19 protein-coding genes and 2 other annotated features are annotated in these 16,074 nt (G+C 37.2%); of the genes, 2 read left to right on the top strand and 17 right to left on the bottom strand.

From position 1 onward, the window contains the following. Positions 1–7 precede the first annotated feature (7 nt). The gene (locus tag BN985_RS09690; RefSeq protein WP_042223274.1) at positions 8–655 is read left to right on the top strand and encodes a lytic transglycosylase domain-containing protein; all 648 of its coding nucleotides are present in this window, start codon (positions 8–10) and stop codon (positions 653–655) included. Between the two features lie 107 nt (positions 656–762). Here the strand turns inward: BN985_RS09690 and BN985_RS09685 are convergent, their stop codons facing one another. Both BN985_RS09685 and dut read right to left on the bottom strand, forming a co-directional pair. Continuing rightward, complete coding sequence (locus BN985_RS09685) at positions 763–1,848, bottom strand: M42 family metallopeptidase (protein ID WP_042223273.1); 1,086 nt, start codon at positions 1,846–1,848, stop codon at positions 763–765. An 89-nt stretch (positions 1,849–1,937) separates the two neighbouring features. After that, positions 1,938–2,372, bottom strand: coding sequence for a dUTP diphosphatase (gene dut, locus BN985_RS09680; RefSeq protein ID WP_042223272.1), 435 nt, complete (start codon positions 2,370–2,372; stop codon positions 1,938–1,940). Positions 2,373–2,596: 224 nt separating this feature from the next. Here dut and BN985_RS09675 point away from each other — a divergent pair, with 224 nt between their 5' ends. Then, on the top strand, positions 2,597–2,989 hold the full coding sequence (locus tag BN985_RS09675; protein ID WP_042223271.1) for a hypothetical protein: 393 nt from the start codon (positions 2,597–2,599) through the stop codon (positions 2,987–2,989). 44 nt (positions 2,990–3,033) lie between these two features. Here the strand turns inward: BN985_RS09675 and BN985_RS09670 are convergent, their stop codons facing one another. From BN985_RS09670 to mutM, 15 genes are all read right to left on the bottom strand, one after another. After that, a complete protein-coding gene (locus BN985_RS09670; RefSeq protein ID WP_042223270.1) occupies positions 3,034–3,606 on the bottom strand; it encodes a TVP38/TMEM64 family protein in 573 nt (190 codons plus the stop codon). 105 nt (positions 3,607–3,711) lie between these two features. Then, entirely contained in the window at positions 3,712–3,987 is a 276-nt protein-coding gene (locus BN985_RS09665) for a DUF1294 domain-containing protein (RefSeq protein WP_042223269.1), read from the bottom strand. 226 nt (positions 3,988–4,213) lie between these two features. Beyond that, positions 4,214–4,570 carry a 50S ribosomal protein L20 gene (gene rplT / locus BN985_RS09660; protein WP_036572175.1) on the bottom strand — a complete coding sequence of 119 codons (357 nt, stop codon included), beginning with the start codon at positions 4,568–4,570 and terminating at the stop codon, positions 4,214–4,216. A 60-nt stretch (positions 4,571–4,630) separates the two neighbouring features. Continuing rightward, positions 4,631–4,828 (bottom strand): 50S ribosomal protein L35, encoded by a 198-nt coding sequence (gene rpmI, locus BN985_RS09655; RefSeq protein ID WP_042223268.1) that lies wholly within the window; start codon positions 4,826–4,828, stop codon positions 4,631–4,633. A gap of 31 nt (positions 4,829–4,859) precedes the next feature. Continuing rightward, positions 4,860–5,363, bottom strand: coding sequence for a translation initiation factor IF-3 (gene infC / locus BN985_RS09650; RefSeq protein WP_042223267.1), 504 nt, complete (start codon positions 5,361–5,363; stop codon positions 4,860–4,862). Between the two features lie 72 nt (positions 5,364–5,435). Then, positions 5,436–5,560: a sequence feature (ribosomal protein L20 leader region), on the bottom strand. A gap of 409 nt (positions 5,561–5,969) precedes the next feature. Continuing rightward, positions 5,970–7,913: a threonine--tRNA ligase gene (thrS, locus tag BN985_RS09645; protein ID WP_042223266.1), complete on the bottom strand. Its 1,944-nt coding sequence runs from the start codon at positions 7,911–7,913 to the stop codon at positions 5,970–5,972. A gap of 53 nt (positions 7,914–7,966) precedes the next feature. Next, positions 7,967–8,190 (bottom strand) — a binding site (T-box leader). Positions 8,191–8,243: 53 nt separating this feature from the next. After that, positions 8,244–9,101 carry a putative sporulation protein YtxC gene (ytxC, locus tag BN985_RS09640; protein WP_042223265.1) on the bottom strand — a complete coding sequence of 286 codons (858 nt, stop codon included), beginning with the start codon at positions 9,099–9,101 and terminating at the stop codon, positions 8,244–8,246. Positions 9,102–9,286: 185 nt separating this feature from the next. Beyond that, complete coding sequence (dnaI, locus tag BN985_RS09635; RefSeq protein WP_042223264.1) at positions 9,287–10,216, bottom strand: primosomal protein DnaI; 930 nt, start codon at positions 10,214–10,216, stop codon at positions 9,287–9,289. A gap of 27 nt (positions 10,217–10,243) precedes the next feature. Beyond that, the gene (locus BN985_RS09630; RefSeq protein ID WP_042223263.1) at positions 10,244–11,566 is read right to left on the bottom strand and encodes a replication initiation and membrane attachment family protein; all 1,323 of its coding nucleotides are present in this window, start codon (positions 11,564–11,566) and stop codon (positions 10,244–10,246) included. Positions 11,567–11,596: 30 nt separating this feature from the next. Beyond that, positions 11,597–12,079 (bottom strand): transcriptional regulator NrdR, encoded by a 483-nt coding sequence (nrdR, locus tag BN985_RS09625; protein WP_042223262.1) that lies wholly within the window; start codon positions 12,077–12,079, stop codon positions 11,597–11,599. Between the two features lie 40 nt (positions 12,080–12,119). Further along, positions 12,120–12,509, bottom strand: a complete 390-nt coding sequence (locus tag BN985_RS09620; RefSeq protein WP_042223261.1) for a hypothetical protein — start codon at positions 12,507–12,509, stop codon at positions 12,120–12,122. 297 nt (positions 12,510–12,806) lie between these two features. After that, positions 12,807–13,187: an adenosylmethionine decarboxylase gene (gene speD / locus BN985_RS09615; protein ID WP_042223260.1), complete on the bottom strand. Its 381-nt coding sequence runs from the start codon at positions 13,185–13,187 to the stop codon at positions 12,807–12,809. A 268-nt stretch (positions 13,188–13,455) separates the two neighbouring features. Further along, complete coding sequence (locus tag BN985_RS09610; protein WP_042223259.1) at positions 13,456–14,487, bottom strand: glyceraldehyde-3-phosphate dehydrogenase; 1,032 nt, start codon at positions 14,485–14,487, stop codon at positions 13,456–13,458. Positions 14,488–14,613: 126 nt separating this feature from the next. Next, complete coding sequence (gene coaE / locus BN985_RS09605; protein WP_042223258.1) at positions 14,614–15,219, bottom strand: dephospho-CoA kinase; 606 nt, start codon at positions 15,217–15,219, stop codon at positions 14,614–14,616. A gap of 12 nt (positions 15,220–15,231) precedes the next feature. Next, a complete protein-coding gene (gene mutM / locus BN985_RS09600) occupies positions 15,232–16,062 on the bottom strand; it encodes a DNA-formamidopyrimidine glycosylase (RefSeq protein WP_042223257.1) in 831 nt (276 codons plus the stop codon). Positions 16,063–16,074: the final 12 nt, after the last annotated feature.

The following is a 16,074-nucleotide window of genomic DNA, read 5'->3' as shown; positions in this document are numbered from 1 at the left end:
AGTTCCTATGGAGATAAGAGAGTTACAACAAATAATCCAATCACAGGCAATGGGTACGATAACATCATCATCAGGCCCAAGTCCTTTCTCTAATGGTTCCCCCATGATGGAATTAGCATTTAAACAAATGCTTCAGGAAAGAATTAACCAAGCGACGATTCAAAGCCCTAATCTAAATAAAACCTTTTCTAATTTGAATACTTTAAATACCGCTGTACAATCGAGCACTACCTCATCTATTGCAGCTGGTTCTATTGGTGTTGGAGCTTCTGCTGGTGCTTCACAATATGATACATATGTACAAGAGGCAGCTACCAAATTTGGTCTTGATGGAAAGCTAATCCACGCTGTTATAAAAAACGAATCGAACTATAACCAGAATGCACGCAGTACTGCTGGGGCACAAGGTCTCATGCAGCTCATGCCTGGGACCGCAAGAGGCCTTGGGGTAACCAACCCATTTGATGCACAACAAAACATACAAGGTGGAGCTAAATATTTAAGCCAAATGCTTAGTCGATATAATGGGAATTTAGAGTTAGCTTTAGCAGCATATAACGCCGGACCTGGTAATGTAGACAAACATCAAGGCATCCCACCCTTCAAAGAAACACAAAACTATGTAACCAAAGTAATGAGTAGCTATTTAGCATAAAGATTTTATATTTAAAAGAAAAACAAGAACCTTTGGTAGAAGGTTCTTGTTTTTTCATTAATTCATATCAGCTTTCATTTACTTTATATGCATCAACTTCCATTTATTTAACTTAAAACAATATCTTTCACTGTATCTGCATCTAGTTTTTTAATCGTTTCTACAATAATCTTTACTGCATTTTCGAAGTCGTCACGGTGTAAAATTGCCGCGTGAGAATGAATATAGCGTGTAGCTACTGTGATTGATAATGACGGCACACCGTTAGCAGTTAAATGAATTGATCCCGAATCAGTACCACCTGCAGCGATTGAAGTATATTGATATGGGATATTGTTCTCATCAGCTGTTGCTAACACTAAGTCTCTTACCCCTTTGTGAGAGATCATAGAAGCATCGTAAAGTACAATCTGCGGACCTTCTCCTAGCTTGCTGTCGGCATCTTTGTCTGATACACCCGGCATATCTCCAGCAATACCTACATCCACACCAAATCCAATATCCGGTTTTATTGTATTCGCAGCTGTTTTAGCCCCACGCAAACCAACCTCTTCTTGAACAGTTCCTACTCCGTATACTACATTTGGGTGGTCAGTATCTTTTAATTGTTTTAGAACTTCAATTGCAATAGCACAGCCTATTCGATTGTCCCAAGCCTTCGCCATCAGCAATTTGTCATTGTTCATTTGAGTAAATTCGAAATAAGGAACAATGGAATCTCCAGGTTTTACCCCAAATTCTTTTGCCTCATCTTTACTTGAAGCACCAATGTCAATAAACATATCTTTAATGTCTACTGGCTTCTTACGTGCCTCTGCAGATAGGATATGTGGCGGTTTTGAACCAATTACACCCGTTACGTCTCCCTTATTCCCCATAATGGTCACACGTTGTGCAAGCATAACTTGATTCCACCATCCGCCTATTGTCTGAAAGTAAACAAATCCGTTATCATCAATACGTGTTACCATAAAGCCAATTTCATCCAAATGGCCAGCAACCATGATGCTTGGACCATTTTCATTTCCAGTTTTTTTAGCAATCAGACTTCCAAGATTATCAGTATACACCTCATCTGCATACGGCGAAATATACTTTTCCATTACTTCTCTTGCTTCTTTTTCGTTACCAGAAATACCTTTTGCATCTGTTAAATCCTTTAACATGGTTAGTGTTTCATCTAATTTTGTCATATATGTATACGTACCTCCTGTATTATAATGTACTTCTTTAGTATAACCGTTTTTTGAAAAATAACAAAACAGAAAACATTTATATTAATTCAGCTCCCTGAGGATCCAAAACCGCCTATGTCTCTAGCTGATTCGGTTAAACCTTCTGTCTTAACAAGACTTACTTGTGCTACTGGAGCTATGACCATTTGAGCAATCCGCATTTGTTTATTTACACTAAAGTCCTCTAATCCATGGTTAATTAAGATGACCTTTATTTCCCCTCTGTATCCTTCATCAATGGTTCCAGGGCTATTTAATACGGTTATAGAATGTTTGAGAGCTAAGCCGCTTCTGGGCCTAACCTGTGCCTCTGTTCCATGCGGAAGTTCTAGTTTAATACCTGTTCTAATCAATTCTGTCTTACCAGGTTTAATTGTCTTTTCCTCAATAGAAAACAGATCCATCCCTGCATCACCTTCGTTAGCTCGGTAAGGTAATTTTGCTTCCTTATCAACTAACATTACTTTTACTGTATACGTCATATTAAACCTCTTCTCTCGCTTTCCAATAGCTATATATTCCCTATTTCTTATAAATAGACACGTGTGCATTTACACTTCATCCAATCCATTCTAACATGTTTGGACAGAAAATATTAAACACTACAGTATGGAATAAAGTATTTTATTTTTATACAAAAAAGTGAAACCTTTTTTGCTGATCATTCGTATATCAAGTATTAATCTGTAGGGAGACGTGTATCTTTATGATTGTGATCCTATTTCGGGTACTAGTTATCATCGCACTGGCACTCCTTGTTTATACGTTAATACAATATTTTCGCAATCCTTCACGGCGGTTGCGTCTTGCTAAGGAAACCAATGATTTTTTCTTCTTGGATGAACCTCAAAATAGCAAAAAAAATGTACAGTTTGTCTATAAAGGTTGTCTATTCGAAGGTGAAAAGTATTTAGGCACGACAGAGGATGCTTTTGAAGTAGTTAATATCCATGTTACTGTACGAGACCCGATTGAGCTAAAAGGACTTACAAGGGATGACCTTTATTTTATGGAGAAAGAGATACTAATGAGGTACCCTTTTGCAAGTATTGAATGGAAACACCCTATCAACCAACTGCTCCTAACGAGTATTGAATAGAAATAATATGGGGCTGGGACATAACGTCCCAGCCTCTACTTTATTTATGTTGCTGGATGAAAAAAATCGTTCCATTTAATGATGATCTCTTTACGTCTTAATAGATAAAGAAATGGCAGTAGAGCAGCTAAGAATATGAAGATATGAAGAGGGGTTAAGTTAGAAATCCACTGACCAATGGACGTATACACAAAGGCTAATGGAATATTAGTTAATAACGCAGATTTTGTATAATCTTTAAAGTTAGCCGATACTTCCATTAAGCATAGGGAAAGTAAATGAAAATGTATAAAGGGCACAAGCCTAAGCAAGGCAATTTGCGAAGGTGTAAATGAAGTTTCTCTTCCAATCAATTTTTGTTTAACACGAACTAATTTATCAAAGGTTCCTGGCATCCAACGAATCATGTAGTAAAACATTACACTAGATAACGTGATACCAATTAAAGAATAGACACTACCAGCAACTGCACCAAACAGCACCCCTCCGGAGATACAAATGAAAACAACTGGAAGGAAAAATAACGGCCTTAATAAATGAAAGCTGATGAATAACAAAGGTGCTAAAAATCCTCCTGTTTCAATAAACGCCATCAAGTAGTTTCCAAACAGCTCCATAACTAACCTCCTCAATTCAGAGCCCGTGTATTCTTTACCCACCTCCTCACCTCATTATATGAAAGCACTAGATCCCCTATGACTCACTAGAGTACATATGACGGATTAATAAAAAAATAGGATATAAAAGACACAAGTTATATTGACTAGAAGCAAAATAGGCATTCCCCAAACAAATGTCTTATGTTTGGTTTTATGTCTATAGCGCCGCATTCCAAAAATTGCGCCTAGCGATCCACCAACGAGAGCTAACAACCAAAAAGTCCTTTCTGGTATACGGTATTGCTTTTTTCTAGCTTTTTGCTTATCTAGTCCCATCATAATAAATGTTATGATATTAGCTACTACAAGATATAACAGCATTCCTTTCCATTCATCCATAAGATAAACCTTCCTTCTAAATACTAAATGTTAATTATGTATTATTGATCTGTGTGCACGTGATGTTTCTATCCTTCCATAAAAAAACAATTATGAAGGACAAAAAGATAGATATCAGCCTGTAAAAAAAGACCAGATCTCTTATAGAATAAAAGATTTGGTCTTCTCTCATGTAAGCCGATTCGAATGGTGAATTAACTCCTAAAGAATGGCTCACCTATTGTTATTACTTAACTGCTTGTTTAGCTTTTTCAGCTAATTGGGCAAATGCCTGTTCATCATTGATAGCAAGGTCTGAAAGCATTTTACGGTTAATATCAATACCAGCAACTTTTAAACCGTGCATTAATTTGCTATAAGAAAGGTCATTTAGACGAGCTGCAGCATTAATACGTGTAATCCATAGTTTACGGAAGTCACGTTTTTTCTGTCTGCGGTCACGATAAGCATACTGACCTGATTTCATTACTTGTTGTTTTGCTGTTTTAAATAACGTTCTCTTTGAACCATAATAACCTTTTGCTAATTTAAGGACGCGTTTACGACGTTGACGCGTTACTGTTCCACCTTTTACACGTGGCATATAAATTCCCTCCTAAAATACATATCATAGTAGTCTTTTTATTCGTAGGTGCTTCTTAACTTATTTGTAAGGAAGCATTGTTTTAATACGTTTGAAATCTCCTGCAGATACAACGTTACTTTTACGAAGTTTACGTTTTTGCTTTTGAGATTTGTTTGCAAACATATGGCTTGTGTAAGCATGTGCGCGTTTAAGTTTTCCGGTACCCGTTTTTCTAAAACGTTTTTGAGAACCTTTATGGGACTTCATTTTTGGCATAGTGATTTCCTCCTCGTAAGCTGTCCAAATATTATTTTTCGTTAACTGGAGCGATCATCATAAACATATTACGACCTTCCATTTTTGGCTTGGTTTCGATTGTTGCAATATCTTTTACTTCTTCAGCAAAACGATCCAACACTTCACGGCCAAGCTCCTTGTGAGTAATAGCACGTCCACGGAAACGGACTGCTGCTTTTACCTTGTCACCCTTCTCGAGGAATTTTCTAGCGTTCTTGAGTTTTGTTTCAAAATCATGATCGCCAATCCCTGGAGTAAAGCGTACTTCTTTAACATTAATGATTTTTTGTTTCTTACGTGCTTCTTTTTCTTTCTTTTGTTGTTCAAAACGGAATTTACCGAAATCCATAATCCGACAAACAGGCGGTTTTTCATTCGGTGCAACTAAAACTAAATCCAGGTTTCTTGTTTGAGCAATCTCCAGTGCTTCCTGACGAGATTTTACTCCAAGCTGATCACCGTTTGAATCAATAAGACGTACTTCCCTAGCACGGATTTTCTCATTAACATTCATATCTTTGCTAATAGCCAGCCACCTCCAAAATTATTTGCGTGTTTCTGATCTTTATTGACAAGCGAATCGATATACATTAAAAAAGCGTCGGTACTAAATGCACCCACACGTCTCCAATCGTTTTTAAAAAAGTTCGGAACCAGTCAACTACCAGAGGGTGTCGAGCAGGTGAGAAGCGGGTGCTTCTTCTTGTCTTAAGATCATATAATGTTTTCAACTTTATTATCATAGCATTTTATAAAACTGCTGTCAACACATGGTAAACAACATTGATTTATTGAACAAGTTATATTGTATCATAGACTCACCCATTAAGGAAGAGGCAGAAACATAATATAGCACCACTCGCTAAGAAAGATACGCACTAAACATTATATATGAAAGTATTAATACGGCGCTACGGAAAAAACTACGCTTTCCCGGGGCGGCTGCTAAGCCTCCTTGTGCTACGCACTACGGGGTCTTAGCTAGGCCTTTCCTCCCCGAGGAGTCTACGTATTTTCCTCCGCTTGATTGCGGATTTTCGAATCACTTATAATGTTTAAACATCACGAATCATATTCTTAACGAGCGACTATAAAAACTTATTCCAGGCCTCTTTTTTAATTACTTTTTATAAAGTTTTTTCTCTGCTATCTCATCTTTAATCATCTGCTTAAATGTGTCAAAGGATAAAGTGTTGGATTCTTTTTCTCCGTAACGTCTTACATTTACGGCACCTTCATTGATCTCATTGTCACCAAGGACGAGTGCAAATGGAACTTTTTGAGTTTGCGCTTCACGAATTTTGTAACCAATTTTCTCATCTCTTTCATCAAGAGATACACGTACCCCTTCTAAACGAAGCTCATCGGCCACTTTTTTCGCATAGTCAAGATGTACTTGTGGGGATACAGGGATTACTTTTACTTGAACTGGAGCTAGCCAAGTAGGGAACGCTCCTTTATATTCCTCAATTAAAAATGCAACAAAGCGTTCCATCGTTGATACTACACCTCGGTGAATAACAACAGGACGGTGCTCTTTTCCATCTTCTCCAATGTAAGTTAGGTCAAATTGTTCTGGCAAATGGAAGTCCAATTGAACTGTGGAAAGTGTTTCATCTTTGCCGAGAGCCGTTTTCACCTGAACATCAAGCTTTGGTCCGTAAAATGCTGCTTCTCCTTCAGCTTCTACATACTCTACATTCATTTCTTCCATTGTTTCTTTCAACATTGCTTGTGCTTTTTCCCACATGGCATCATTATCCACATACTTCTCTTTATCCTCTGGGTCACGGTAAGAAAGACGGAAATAATAATCCTTGATTCCAAAGTCTTCATACACCTTTTGTACAAGCTCTACTACTCGGATAAATTCATCCTTCAACTGATCCGGACGTGCAAAAATATGAGCATCATTTAATGTCATCGCACGGACTCGCTGCAAGCCAGCTAGAGCTCCTGACATTTCGTAACGATGCATTGTTCCAAGCTCTGCAATCCTTACAGGCAGATTACGATAACTATATAGTTGGTTTTTATATACCATCATATGATGTGGGCAGTTCATAGGGCGAAGAACTAATTCTTCGTTATCCATTTCCATTACAGGGAACATGTCATCCTGATAATGATCCCAGTGTCCACTTGTTTTATAAAGATCAACACTTCCCAGTACAGGTGTGTACACATGATCATAGCCTAGACGTTCCTCAAGGTCTACAATATAACGTTCTATGTTACGGCGAATGGTAGCGCCCTTTGGAAGCCATAAAGGAAGCCCTTGTCCTACTTTTTGTGACACAGTAAAAATCTCAAGCTCTTTGCCTAGTTTACGATGGTCTCTTTCTTTACGTTCCTCCAATATTTGAAGGTACTCGTCCACTTGACCTTGCTTTTCAAAAGCTGTTCCATAAATACGTTGCAACTGTTGGTTATTACTATCTCCACGCCAATAAGCACCAGAAATACTTAGCAATTTAAATGCTTTGATTTTGTTTGTAGCTGGGACGTGAATACCACGACAAAGATCAAAAAATTCACCTTGTTTATAGATAGTTACCTGTTCCCCTTCAGGAATAGCGTCAACTAATTCTTGTTTAAGATGGTCGTCTTTAAACATTCCCTTAGCCTCGTCACGTGACACTTCAATTCTTTCAATTTCCAAGCTTTCATCCACTATACGTTTCATTTCTTTTTCTATCTTCGGAAGATCTTCTGGTGTAATGGAGTGATCCATTTCCACATCATAATAGAACCCTTCCTCAATTACTGGTCCAACACCAAAATTAACATCGCCATATAAACGCTTAATAGCCTGAGCCATTAAATGCGCAGTAGAATGGCGCATTACTTCGATACCTTCCTCATTTTTATAAGTGACGATTTCTATTTTGCCACCATGATGAAGTTCTCTTTTTAAGTCAACAAGCTCTCCGTCCAATTTGATTGCAACTGCTTGCTTTTTTAATCCACTGGAAATAGATCCTGCAATATCTTCACCTGTAATTCCTGCTGCAAACTTTTTTTCTGCTCCATCAGGGAAAATAATGTTTATTTCTTCTGCCATTTTTGCTCACTCCTTCTATACAATTAAAAAGCGCCCATCCCTCTGCTTTGTTGCAAAGGGACGAGCGCTGACACGTCGTGGTTCCACCCAAGTTCCCGTAATAATTCATTACGGCTTATAACATCTTTAACGCAGATTATACGCTGCTATTTACTTCAATTCGATAGCAGGGTTCAAAGGGGGTAATCAGCTGATGGTATAGAGGAAGCTTACAGCCAAGGCTCCCATCTCTGTACTAACGCAGTTCAACTAACCATATCCTTCTCAATACCTTTGAGTTAAGTTAATTTATAATCAGTATTATATCTGTTGCTATCCAGAAATGCAAGCCTATTTTTGTCGATTGTTTAAGTAAAAAGAAAAAGGAAAATTACTATACGGCTCAAAATCCACTCTTTCCTGAAAAACATTAATAACGGTTAACGTTTTAGGTTCTGACGGATGGTCTCCATAAATTTTAATTTTTTCTGGGGCCATTGCTACAAGCGGTGCCAAATTAAGTTCTTCCTCATCAAGCCCGACAATATACAAAGGTTCTTTTTGCATTAGCATACGTAGCTCCATTTTCGATAATCGTTTTCCATTCTGTTTAAAAAAAGAAAAAGGATCGCCTTGTAGGATGTGAATTATTTTAAAGCTTGGATTTTTTTTCTCAACATATTCCCGAAGCTGATAAACAAACTCCTGATGATCCTCTTCCCGTTTAAATTCATCTATTGCTAGGCCAACATAATGAACAAGCTTGTCTTTAAATGAGTTTAAACGAAACTTCACAATGGAATCATAATGCACCGTTGAAGTGTTTTTAATGTTTGAGATAAAAAGTGACATTAATAGTTGTCTTGGGTCTTTATCCTTCCTAACCCGGAGACTGTCATCATCTTCCCCGGCAAAAATCCATTGTGTCAACTCAAGTATTTTTTCTTTTTCATCACGATCCGTATAATAATAATAACCTTCAATAATAGCATTAATCATTGCTGTTAAACGGTGAGTAACAAATACTTCAACCATTGCTTTTGAAACGGCATCAAATAATTCATTTGTATTTATTTCTTTTTCAAATAATAAATGATTCCCCCAATCTTTATTCGTTTTCCAGTGTAACTCAATCTTCTTATTATAACGGAAAAGCTGTTCACAAAATCGGATTACTTCTTTATCAGACTCAAAATATACTTCAAGCAATCATCATCACCCTCACCAACACCAAACTGTTACATTATATGGACGAGGAGAACAAAAAATGAGTAAACAACTGAAACTAGTCAATATAGTAACTAAAAAAGGTGCTGACAGAGTTTGTAAACTCTATCAACACCTTTTTTAAGTAGTGAAATCACTCGTTTTAGCGTAACGCTTTGCGTTTTTAGTTACGCATCTCTTCGGTTGTCACCTGCGATTCGTACTTCTTTGCTTACTTGTTTTATTCGTTCCATTATTCTACCTGCTTTTACTTGCTCCACGCCACCTCTAGTAGTAGCCAGATGCCCCTCTAACTGATCCATACTGTAATTAGAGGTGAAAAATACGGGTAGGCCTTCCATCATGCGATATTGCAAGATGGAACCAAGAATTTCATCACGGAACCAGGCTGAATGTAGTTCTGCTCCAATATCATCGAGCATTAAGACATCTGCCTTTTTAAAATAGTCAATTTTATCGTTAATTGAATCATCCTTGAAGGAACCTTTTATTTCTCTTACAAATTCTGGCATATAAATTAAAGTAGAAGAAATATTTTGCTCTTTAAGCTTGTTTGCTAAAGCCCCAAGAAAATATGTTTTCCCTACTCCAAATGGACCATAAAAATAGATTCCTTTTTTGGGTAGGCCTTCCTGAACCTGTCTTACAAATTGAAGAAGCTCTCTAACTGCCTCGCTTCGCACAGGATCACTATCAATATCTGCGATTGTTGCTTGCATAATTTCCTTGGGCATGTAAAGACTTTTAATTAATTTTTGCTGCTTTTGCTGTCTCTCATGATCAAGTCTATTATGACATTTTTCATAGGTAAGGTGAATTTCCTTACTTTCCACATGTAAAATCGGGGAGTAGCCCTGTAACATGTTCTGACACCCACCAAAAGACTTACAGCGATCACACTGCTTGGACTGTGTTTTATATTCATGAAGCTTTATTAAGTTCTTATTAATTTCTTGTTGTGTAAGTTCTGGATGTGAAGCTAGAAATTCCTTAATTTCCGGATCAGTTAATACTTCCTGTCTAATTCGGTTATAATTCTCTTGGAAATTCTTGTTTTGTTCCATCCAACGTTTTAATTCAGACTGTACTGGTTTCATCTCAATCATCCTTGCAAATGATTATTTTTATCCATTTTCACTAGAGAATTGACGCAATAAAGCTTCAATCTCCTTTTGCTCTTTTTCTTTATCTATATTCTGTTCCGTGTCAGTTGTAGGCTGTTTTTTCTTCCGATCTTTAAACCAATCAGGAATAATCTCCTTAGAGACTGTTTTTTTGTACGTTGAGGTAGATTGATTTCCTTTTTGAAGGTTCTTTGATTCCCTCTTAGCAAATTCCATTGCTTCTTTTGCTGTCTTCAAATTGGCTCGCGACCAATGGCTGGCTATTTTCCCCAAATACGCTTTTGATAGCTTCATATTGGTCTGTAGTAGTACATAATGAATTAATACATTCATGACTGGGGAAGGCAGCCCCTGTGTTGTCATAACTTCCCTGATCACTTTCATGTCCTGGTCTGAAGCGTGATTTCCGCTTGAGAGATCCTCCAATAGCTGTTTGGGTGAAATCTTTTCAAGTTCCATCACTAATTGGTCTTCCTTCGTCGTCACTTTCTGGGTTGGCATCTGTGTTGGAGCTTGCTTTTCAGTTAATTGAATATCCGTTTCCTTGTATTTGGATTTAAACAGATCATGGCAAGCTGTTTTAAATTCGTCTATGTTTAATTCATTATCCTCTGTTAGTGCCCATAAAAGAGACTTTTCTATTTCAAACGTTTCTAAATCATAAAGTTGCATCATTTGCGTAATTAATCGTTTGTTCTCACCAGTCAAAACACGCTTTGCTGGTATCATGCGCTGCCTAAGCATTTGTTCAATCCACGTAAAATCAACTACTTCTTCATTTGAAGCTGATTCCTTATTTGATTTCACGTGACTGGCAGGAGCCTGTGGCTGAAAGGTCTGAAATACTTCATTAAAGGATACCGTAATATTCGTCCCTTTTTGTATAAATTGTTTAGTATAATGTTCCTGTAACAGCTCAAATTTATCCTTACCAATGTGATGGTAAAGTAATTGTGTAAGCATCCCATCTAAGAAAAAACTTTGTGGAGAGAACGGGCTTTGGATTTCATAGGTATAGTTGTTTTCAGTTTCTTCCTTGTTCTCGTATGTTTTTAACAGGCCGATTCCTTCAAGCTTCAACCTTGCCTGATATATTTCATCAAGAGGGAGATTTAAATAGTTCATTAACGTGTGATGTGTCTGAGGTAAACCTTCCTTTTGTAATTCTACTTCATGTAACAATGTCAAATATAATGTAACAGCCTGTATCCCGATAAGTGGCTGATACAAATGGGTCAATGATTTTGCATAGTCTTCAGGCAAAGGCGATTTAACCACCACGTAATAACCTTCGATAGGCAAAATTTTACCAATATAGTTCATCATAATAACCCTTTCGCTTAAACCAGTTTACTACGGTTTAGATCCTGAACCGTCATTCTTGTCTGTTTTGATAAGATCTTTTAACTCATCAAAAAACACACTAATATCTTTAAATTGGCGATAAACAGATGCAAAACGGACATAGGCTACTTCATCGACTTCCGAAAGCCTGTCCATTACCATTTCACCTATTTCGTTGCTGTCAATTTCGGACATACCTGTATTACGAAGCTCTTTTTCTACATCGATTGCTATTGTTTCAATTTTTTCAATGGGAACTGGTCGCTTCTCACATGCCTTAATTAAACCACGAATAAGCTTTTCTCTACTGTATTCCTGCCTAGTTCCATCCTTTTTCACAATGACCATCGGTACTTCTTCTATTCTTTCAAACGTAGTAAAACGAAAACCACATGCTTCACATTCTCGTCGTCTTCGGATAGAACGGCCTTCTTCTATCGGCCGTGAATCCAACACTTTGGTACTCTTATATTCACAATTTGAGCATCTCATGTCGTGATGTCCCCCCTTTATGTTTCATCATAAAGAATCTCTATTTTTTATCTGTTATTAGCTGCAAATGTTTGTTCATTTCACTGTATAGTGTTTTGATTAATTTTGAACTATAGCCAAGATCAAAAGGTAGAAGAGACTCTGTTGTAACAGAAAAATCAACAGCTGTATAATATGGCCTCACCATGATAACGGTCGCTACCACAAATGCCTTCTTTCCTTTTTTTACATACATACTAATTTCCCCATGTTCTGCTGAAACAGCATTAATTTCATAGGATGGAGAGTTTTTAACTATATCTTCTAGAGTACGCAACCCTTTGTCTTTTGTTGTTTTGTAGTAATGTGTGTTTAGGGATTCGTCCCAGTGATTTTCCTTTGTTTCCGCATGATTACTTAAATATTTTCCAATCGTATTCCTAACACCCATCTCGTACACCTCATCATGAATATATTCTTTTACTGAATAAAACAATACTGAACTATGTAATAGATACATTGTTAATAGATTACTATTAATCTTAACATGTTTCAGCTAAATCCTCTAGAGTGAGTGTATAAAGTGATGTTCATTCTGTAAGGAGGGCCTCTCCCGTCAAAGCGTAGTTGACCGAATCGGACTTTTTCTGGCAGGAAAATTCACAGAAAGTATTTCGTAGATTTATAAGGAAAATAAAAGGTTGACCAATTAGCAGTATACGATAACTGAATCAGTCAACCTTTTTTATTATAATACACTTTGAAATTTTCCGGCTTTCACAGGTCCCATACCACGGGGCACTTCGACCTTTTCAAACGTTTTTGATTCAAGTGCTTCTGCAATGTAGGTTGCAGCAACATTCGGATCAATGATGTCTCCACAAGTATAGACATCGATGCTTGCATAACCGTGTTCTGGAAAACTGTGAATGGTTAGGTGTGATTCTGAAATAATTACAACACCGCTCACTCCGTGTGGTGCAAATTTGTGAAATGCTACCTCACGGATCTCCGCACCTGCTTTCAGTGCAGCATCTACAAAGATTCTTTCTATTAATCCCATATCATTTAATTTATCAATATTACATTCCCATAGTTCGGCAATAACGTGTCTTCCCATTGTGTCCATATAAATCCCCCTTATTTATGGTGATCCCTCCTGATTTCCAACAACCGCCACGGGGGAAAGTTAGTCCGATGAGGTCCTAACCCTTTAAGCGGATAAACCATTTAATCAGGAAGTACAACGAAAAGTATATATGTTTTTTTGCCGATTTGCAACACGTTTTTAAAAAGGGAAAGTTAAAACTTGATAACTGTTATGAATTCTATATCTTTAATTATTTTCGTTATGTCTTACATCGTACCGGTTGCCCCCTCCGATAGATAAAGTGAAACTATGAAACAACTGCGGAAGTGTTATACATATATTTGCCAACATATTTTGCAAGGTCACAAACTCGTCTTGCATACCCCCACTCATTGTCATACCATGCTAGTACTTTTAATTTGTTCCCTTCCATTACCATTGTGGAAAGACCATCAACAATAGCTGAATAATTTGTTGTCGTGTAATCAATGGAGACAAGTGGTTCTTCGCTATAATGCAAAATACCCTTCATATCTCCATTTGCAGTATCGGCAAATGCCTTGTTTACCTGTTCCTTTGTGACTTGTTCTTCCAAGTCTACTACTAAGTCTACTAAAGAAACATTTGGGGTTGGTACTCTAAGTGCCATGCCATGTAATTTACCATTCAAATGTGGCAGAACCTCTCCTAGTGCTTTAGCAGCCCCTGTAGAGGTTGGGATAATGGACTGTGTGCACCCTCTCGCTCTCCGAAGGTCTTTATGTGGATTATCAATATTTTTTTGATCATTTGTAAAAGCATGAACGGTTGTCATAAGACCATTTTTAATACCAAAATGATCATCCAACACCTTCACAACAGGTGCTAAGCAGTTTGTTGTACAAGAAGCGTTAGATAGAATTTTATCGGTATGAGGGTCATATTCGCTCTGATTAACTCCCATAACAATTGTTCTGTCTAGGTCTTTTCCAGGTGCCGTAATGACCACCTTTTTAGCTCCTGCTTGAATATGTTTTCCAGCCGTTTCTTTTGTTTTAAATTTACCTGTAGCTTCAATAACTATATCAATTTCTAAACTATCCCACGGAAGCTTTTCAGGTTCTCTTGAATTTACAATTTTAACGTTCTTTTCATTTACCTGCATTTCGTTTTGAAGCGCTTTCACTTCACCGGAAAAAATACCATGTACACTATCATATTTAACTAGGTGTGCCAATGTCTCTACAGGATAACTGGCATTGATCGCAACAACTTCTATTTCTTTGTCCACTATTAGTTGCCGAAAAACCATTCTGCCAATTCTTCCAAACCCATTAATCGCGACTCTAGTCTTCCCCATTGTGACAACCTCCCGTTAAGCTATACTTTTATAATGTGTATTTCTAAATAAGTATAACACAAAACGTAATTAGAGTGTCATATTTAAAGAAAAAACCTGACAAAATAGTCAGGTTTTTGCTGTTATTCAAGTGGATATTGATTTCCATTGTTGCAGCAACTGTTCGAGCTGTTCATACGTTTGCTGCTTTGTACCATTATTATCAATTACAATATCAGCCATTTCTTCTTTTTCAATAATAGAAAGTTGAGATTGTATGCGTTGGGTAGCCTCTTCCACTGTATAATTATTTCGGTTCATTAATCGCTCAAGCTGAACCTCTTCTTTAACGCTAACAACAACCGTCTTATCAACTAGATGTGTTAGCTTACTTTCAAATAGTAAGGGAATATCCAGAACGACAATAGGAAGACCCTCTTTTACATATGCATCTCTCTTGGTAATCATTTTTTCTCGTACCGCTGGGTGCACAATGTTATTAAGCTTCTTGCGCATTGATTCATCATTAAAAATAATGGACCCTAGCTTTGACCGGTCAATCATTTTATCATCTTGTAGTATACGCTCACCAAATGTATCTACAATTTTATTGTATGCAGCCTCATGTGGATTTACAACTTCTCTTGATATTTTGTCTGCATCAATAACTGGAATATTTAGATCTTCAAACATGTGCGAAACAGTGCTTTTTCCAGTGGCTATACTTCCAGTTAGTCCAATTATAAGCGTCATAATTATCCTACCTTACTCATTTTTTTGACAGCTGCTACAAACGTGTGTACCACGTCCTCCAACCTTCATTTTCATAATCGGTTTTCCACATTTTTTACACGCTTTATTTTCCTGACCGTATACAAAAAGCGATTGTTGAAACATTCCCATCTGACCTTGACCATTTACATAGGAACGAATAGTTGTTCCACCTAGCTCAACAGCTTCAGATAACGTTTCAATTGCTTGCTCCTGGATAGCCTTTACTTCTTTTTTTGTTAGCTTGCTTGCTTTTTTTAATGGATGTACTCCCGCTTTAAATAACGTTTCATCCACATAAATATTTCCAAGACCTGTAACGATTGTTTGGTCAAGGAGAGCGGATTTAATGACCCGCTCTGTTTTCTTAAGCTTTTGATAAAAATAATCAAATGTAAAGGCAGCATCAAATGGATCTGGGCCTAATTGATTTAATGGCTTATTTTGAAGCTCTTCACCACGTTGGTATAAATGCATGGTTCCAAATTTGCGAACATCGTTATATCGAAGCTCTTCTCCATTTGTAAAACGAAAGATAACATGGGTATGTTTTTTTATTGGTTCGCCAGGTGGTTCTACACTATACTTTCCTTCCATCCGCAAGTGGGAAACCATTACATAATCATCAAGCTGAAAAAGCAAAAACTTCCCTCTTCTTGTTATGTCTGTAATTGATTGTCCAGTTAGTAATGTTTGAAACTGTTGCACATCATCTGGCTGTTTTATTATATTTGGCCAATAAACATCAACCTGTTTAATTGTTTTATTAATTACAAATTGTTTAAGTGTCTTTCTTATTGTTTCTACTTCTGGTAATTCAGGCATCTTGTTCGTCTC

The sequence above is a fragment of the Oceanobacillus manasiensis genome (assembly GCF_000724085.1).
Taxonomy (GTDB): Bacteria; Bacillota; Bacilli; order Bacillales; family Amphibacillaceae; genus Oceanobacillus_B; species Oceanobacillus_B manasiensis.
The sequence above is the reverse complement of the archived record's forward strand: the minus strand, read 5'-3'. Positions and strand labels throughout refer to the sequence as shown.

What these genes read in the sequence shown, in the direction of transcription:
- speD (WP_042223260.1), bottom strand. Translation starts at nt 13,187, where the DNA reads ATGGACACAATGGGAAGACACGTTATTGCCGAACTATGGGAATGTAAT.
- mutM (WP_042223257.1), bottom strand. Translation starts at nt 16,062, where the DNA reads ATGCCTGAATTACCAGAAGTAGAAACAATAAGAAAGACACTTAAACAA.
- infC (WP_042223267.1), bottom strand. Translation starts at nt 5,363, where the DNA reads ATGAATGTTAATGAGAAAATCCGTGCTAGGGAAGTACGTCTTATTGAT.
- BN985_RS09665 (WP_042223269.1), bottom strand. Translation starts at nt 3,987, where the DNA reads ATGGATGAATGGAAAGGAATGCTGTTATATCTTGTAGTAGCTAATATC.
- BN985_RS09670 (WP_042223270.1), bottom strand. Translation starts at nt 3,606, where the DNA reads ATGGAGCTGTTTGGAAACTACTTGATGGCGTTTATTGAAACAGGAGGA.
- coaE (WP_042223258.1), bottom strand. Translation starts at nt 15,219, where the DNA reads ATGACGCTTATAATTGGACTAACTGGAAGTATAGCCACTGGAAAAAGC.
- BN985_RS09685 (WP_042223273.1), bottom strand. Translation starts at nt 1,848, where the DNA reads ATGACAAAATTAGATGAAACACTAACCATGTTAAAGGATTTAACAGAT.
- thrS (WP_042223266.1), bottom strand. Translation starts at nt 7,913, where the DNA reads ATGGCAGAAGAAATAAACATTATTTTCCCTGATGGAGCAGAAAAAAAG.
- rplT (WP_036572175.1), bottom strand. Translation starts at nt 4,570, where the DNA reads ATGCCACGTGTAAAAGGTGGAACAGTAACGCGTCAACGTCGTAAACGC.
- BN985_RS09620 (WP_042223261.1), bottom strand. Translation starts at nt 12,509, where the DNA reads ATGGGTGTTAGGAATACGATTGGAAAATATTTAAGTAATCATGCGGAA.
- BN985_RS09610 (WP_042223259.1), bottom strand. Translation starts at nt 14,487, where the DNA reads ATGGGGAAGACTAGAGTCGCGATTAATGGGTTTGGAAGAATTGGCAGA.
- BN985_RS09690 (WP_042223274.1), top strand. Translation starts at nt 8, where the DNA reads ATGGAGATAAGAGAGTTACAACAAATAATCCAATCACAGGCAATGGGT.
- nrdR (WP_042223262.1), bottom strand. Translation starts at nt 12,079, where the DNA reads ATGAGATGCTCAAATTGTGAATATAAGAGTACCAAAGTGTTGGATTCA.
- BN985_RS09630 (WP_042223263.1), bottom strand. Translation starts at nt 11,566, where the DNA reads ATGAACTATATTGGTAAAATTTTGCCTATCGAAGGTTATTACGTGGTG.
- dnaI (WP_042223264.1), bottom strand. Translation starts at nt 10,216, where the DNA reads ATGAAACCAGTACAGTCTGAATTAAAACGTTGGATGGAACAAAACAAG.
- BN985_RS09675 (WP_042223271.1), top strand. Translation starts at nt 2,597, where the DNA reads ATGATTGTGATCCTATTTCGGGTACTAGTTATCATCGCACTGGCACTC.
- rpmI (WP_042223268.1), bottom strand. Translation starts at nt 4,828, where the DNA reads ATGCCAAAAATGAAGTCCCATAAAGGTTCTCAAAAACGTTTTAGAAAA.
- dut (WP_042223272.1), bottom strand. Translation starts at nt 2,372, where the DNA reads ATGACGTATACAGTAAAAGTAATGTTAGTTGATAAGGAAGCAAAATTA.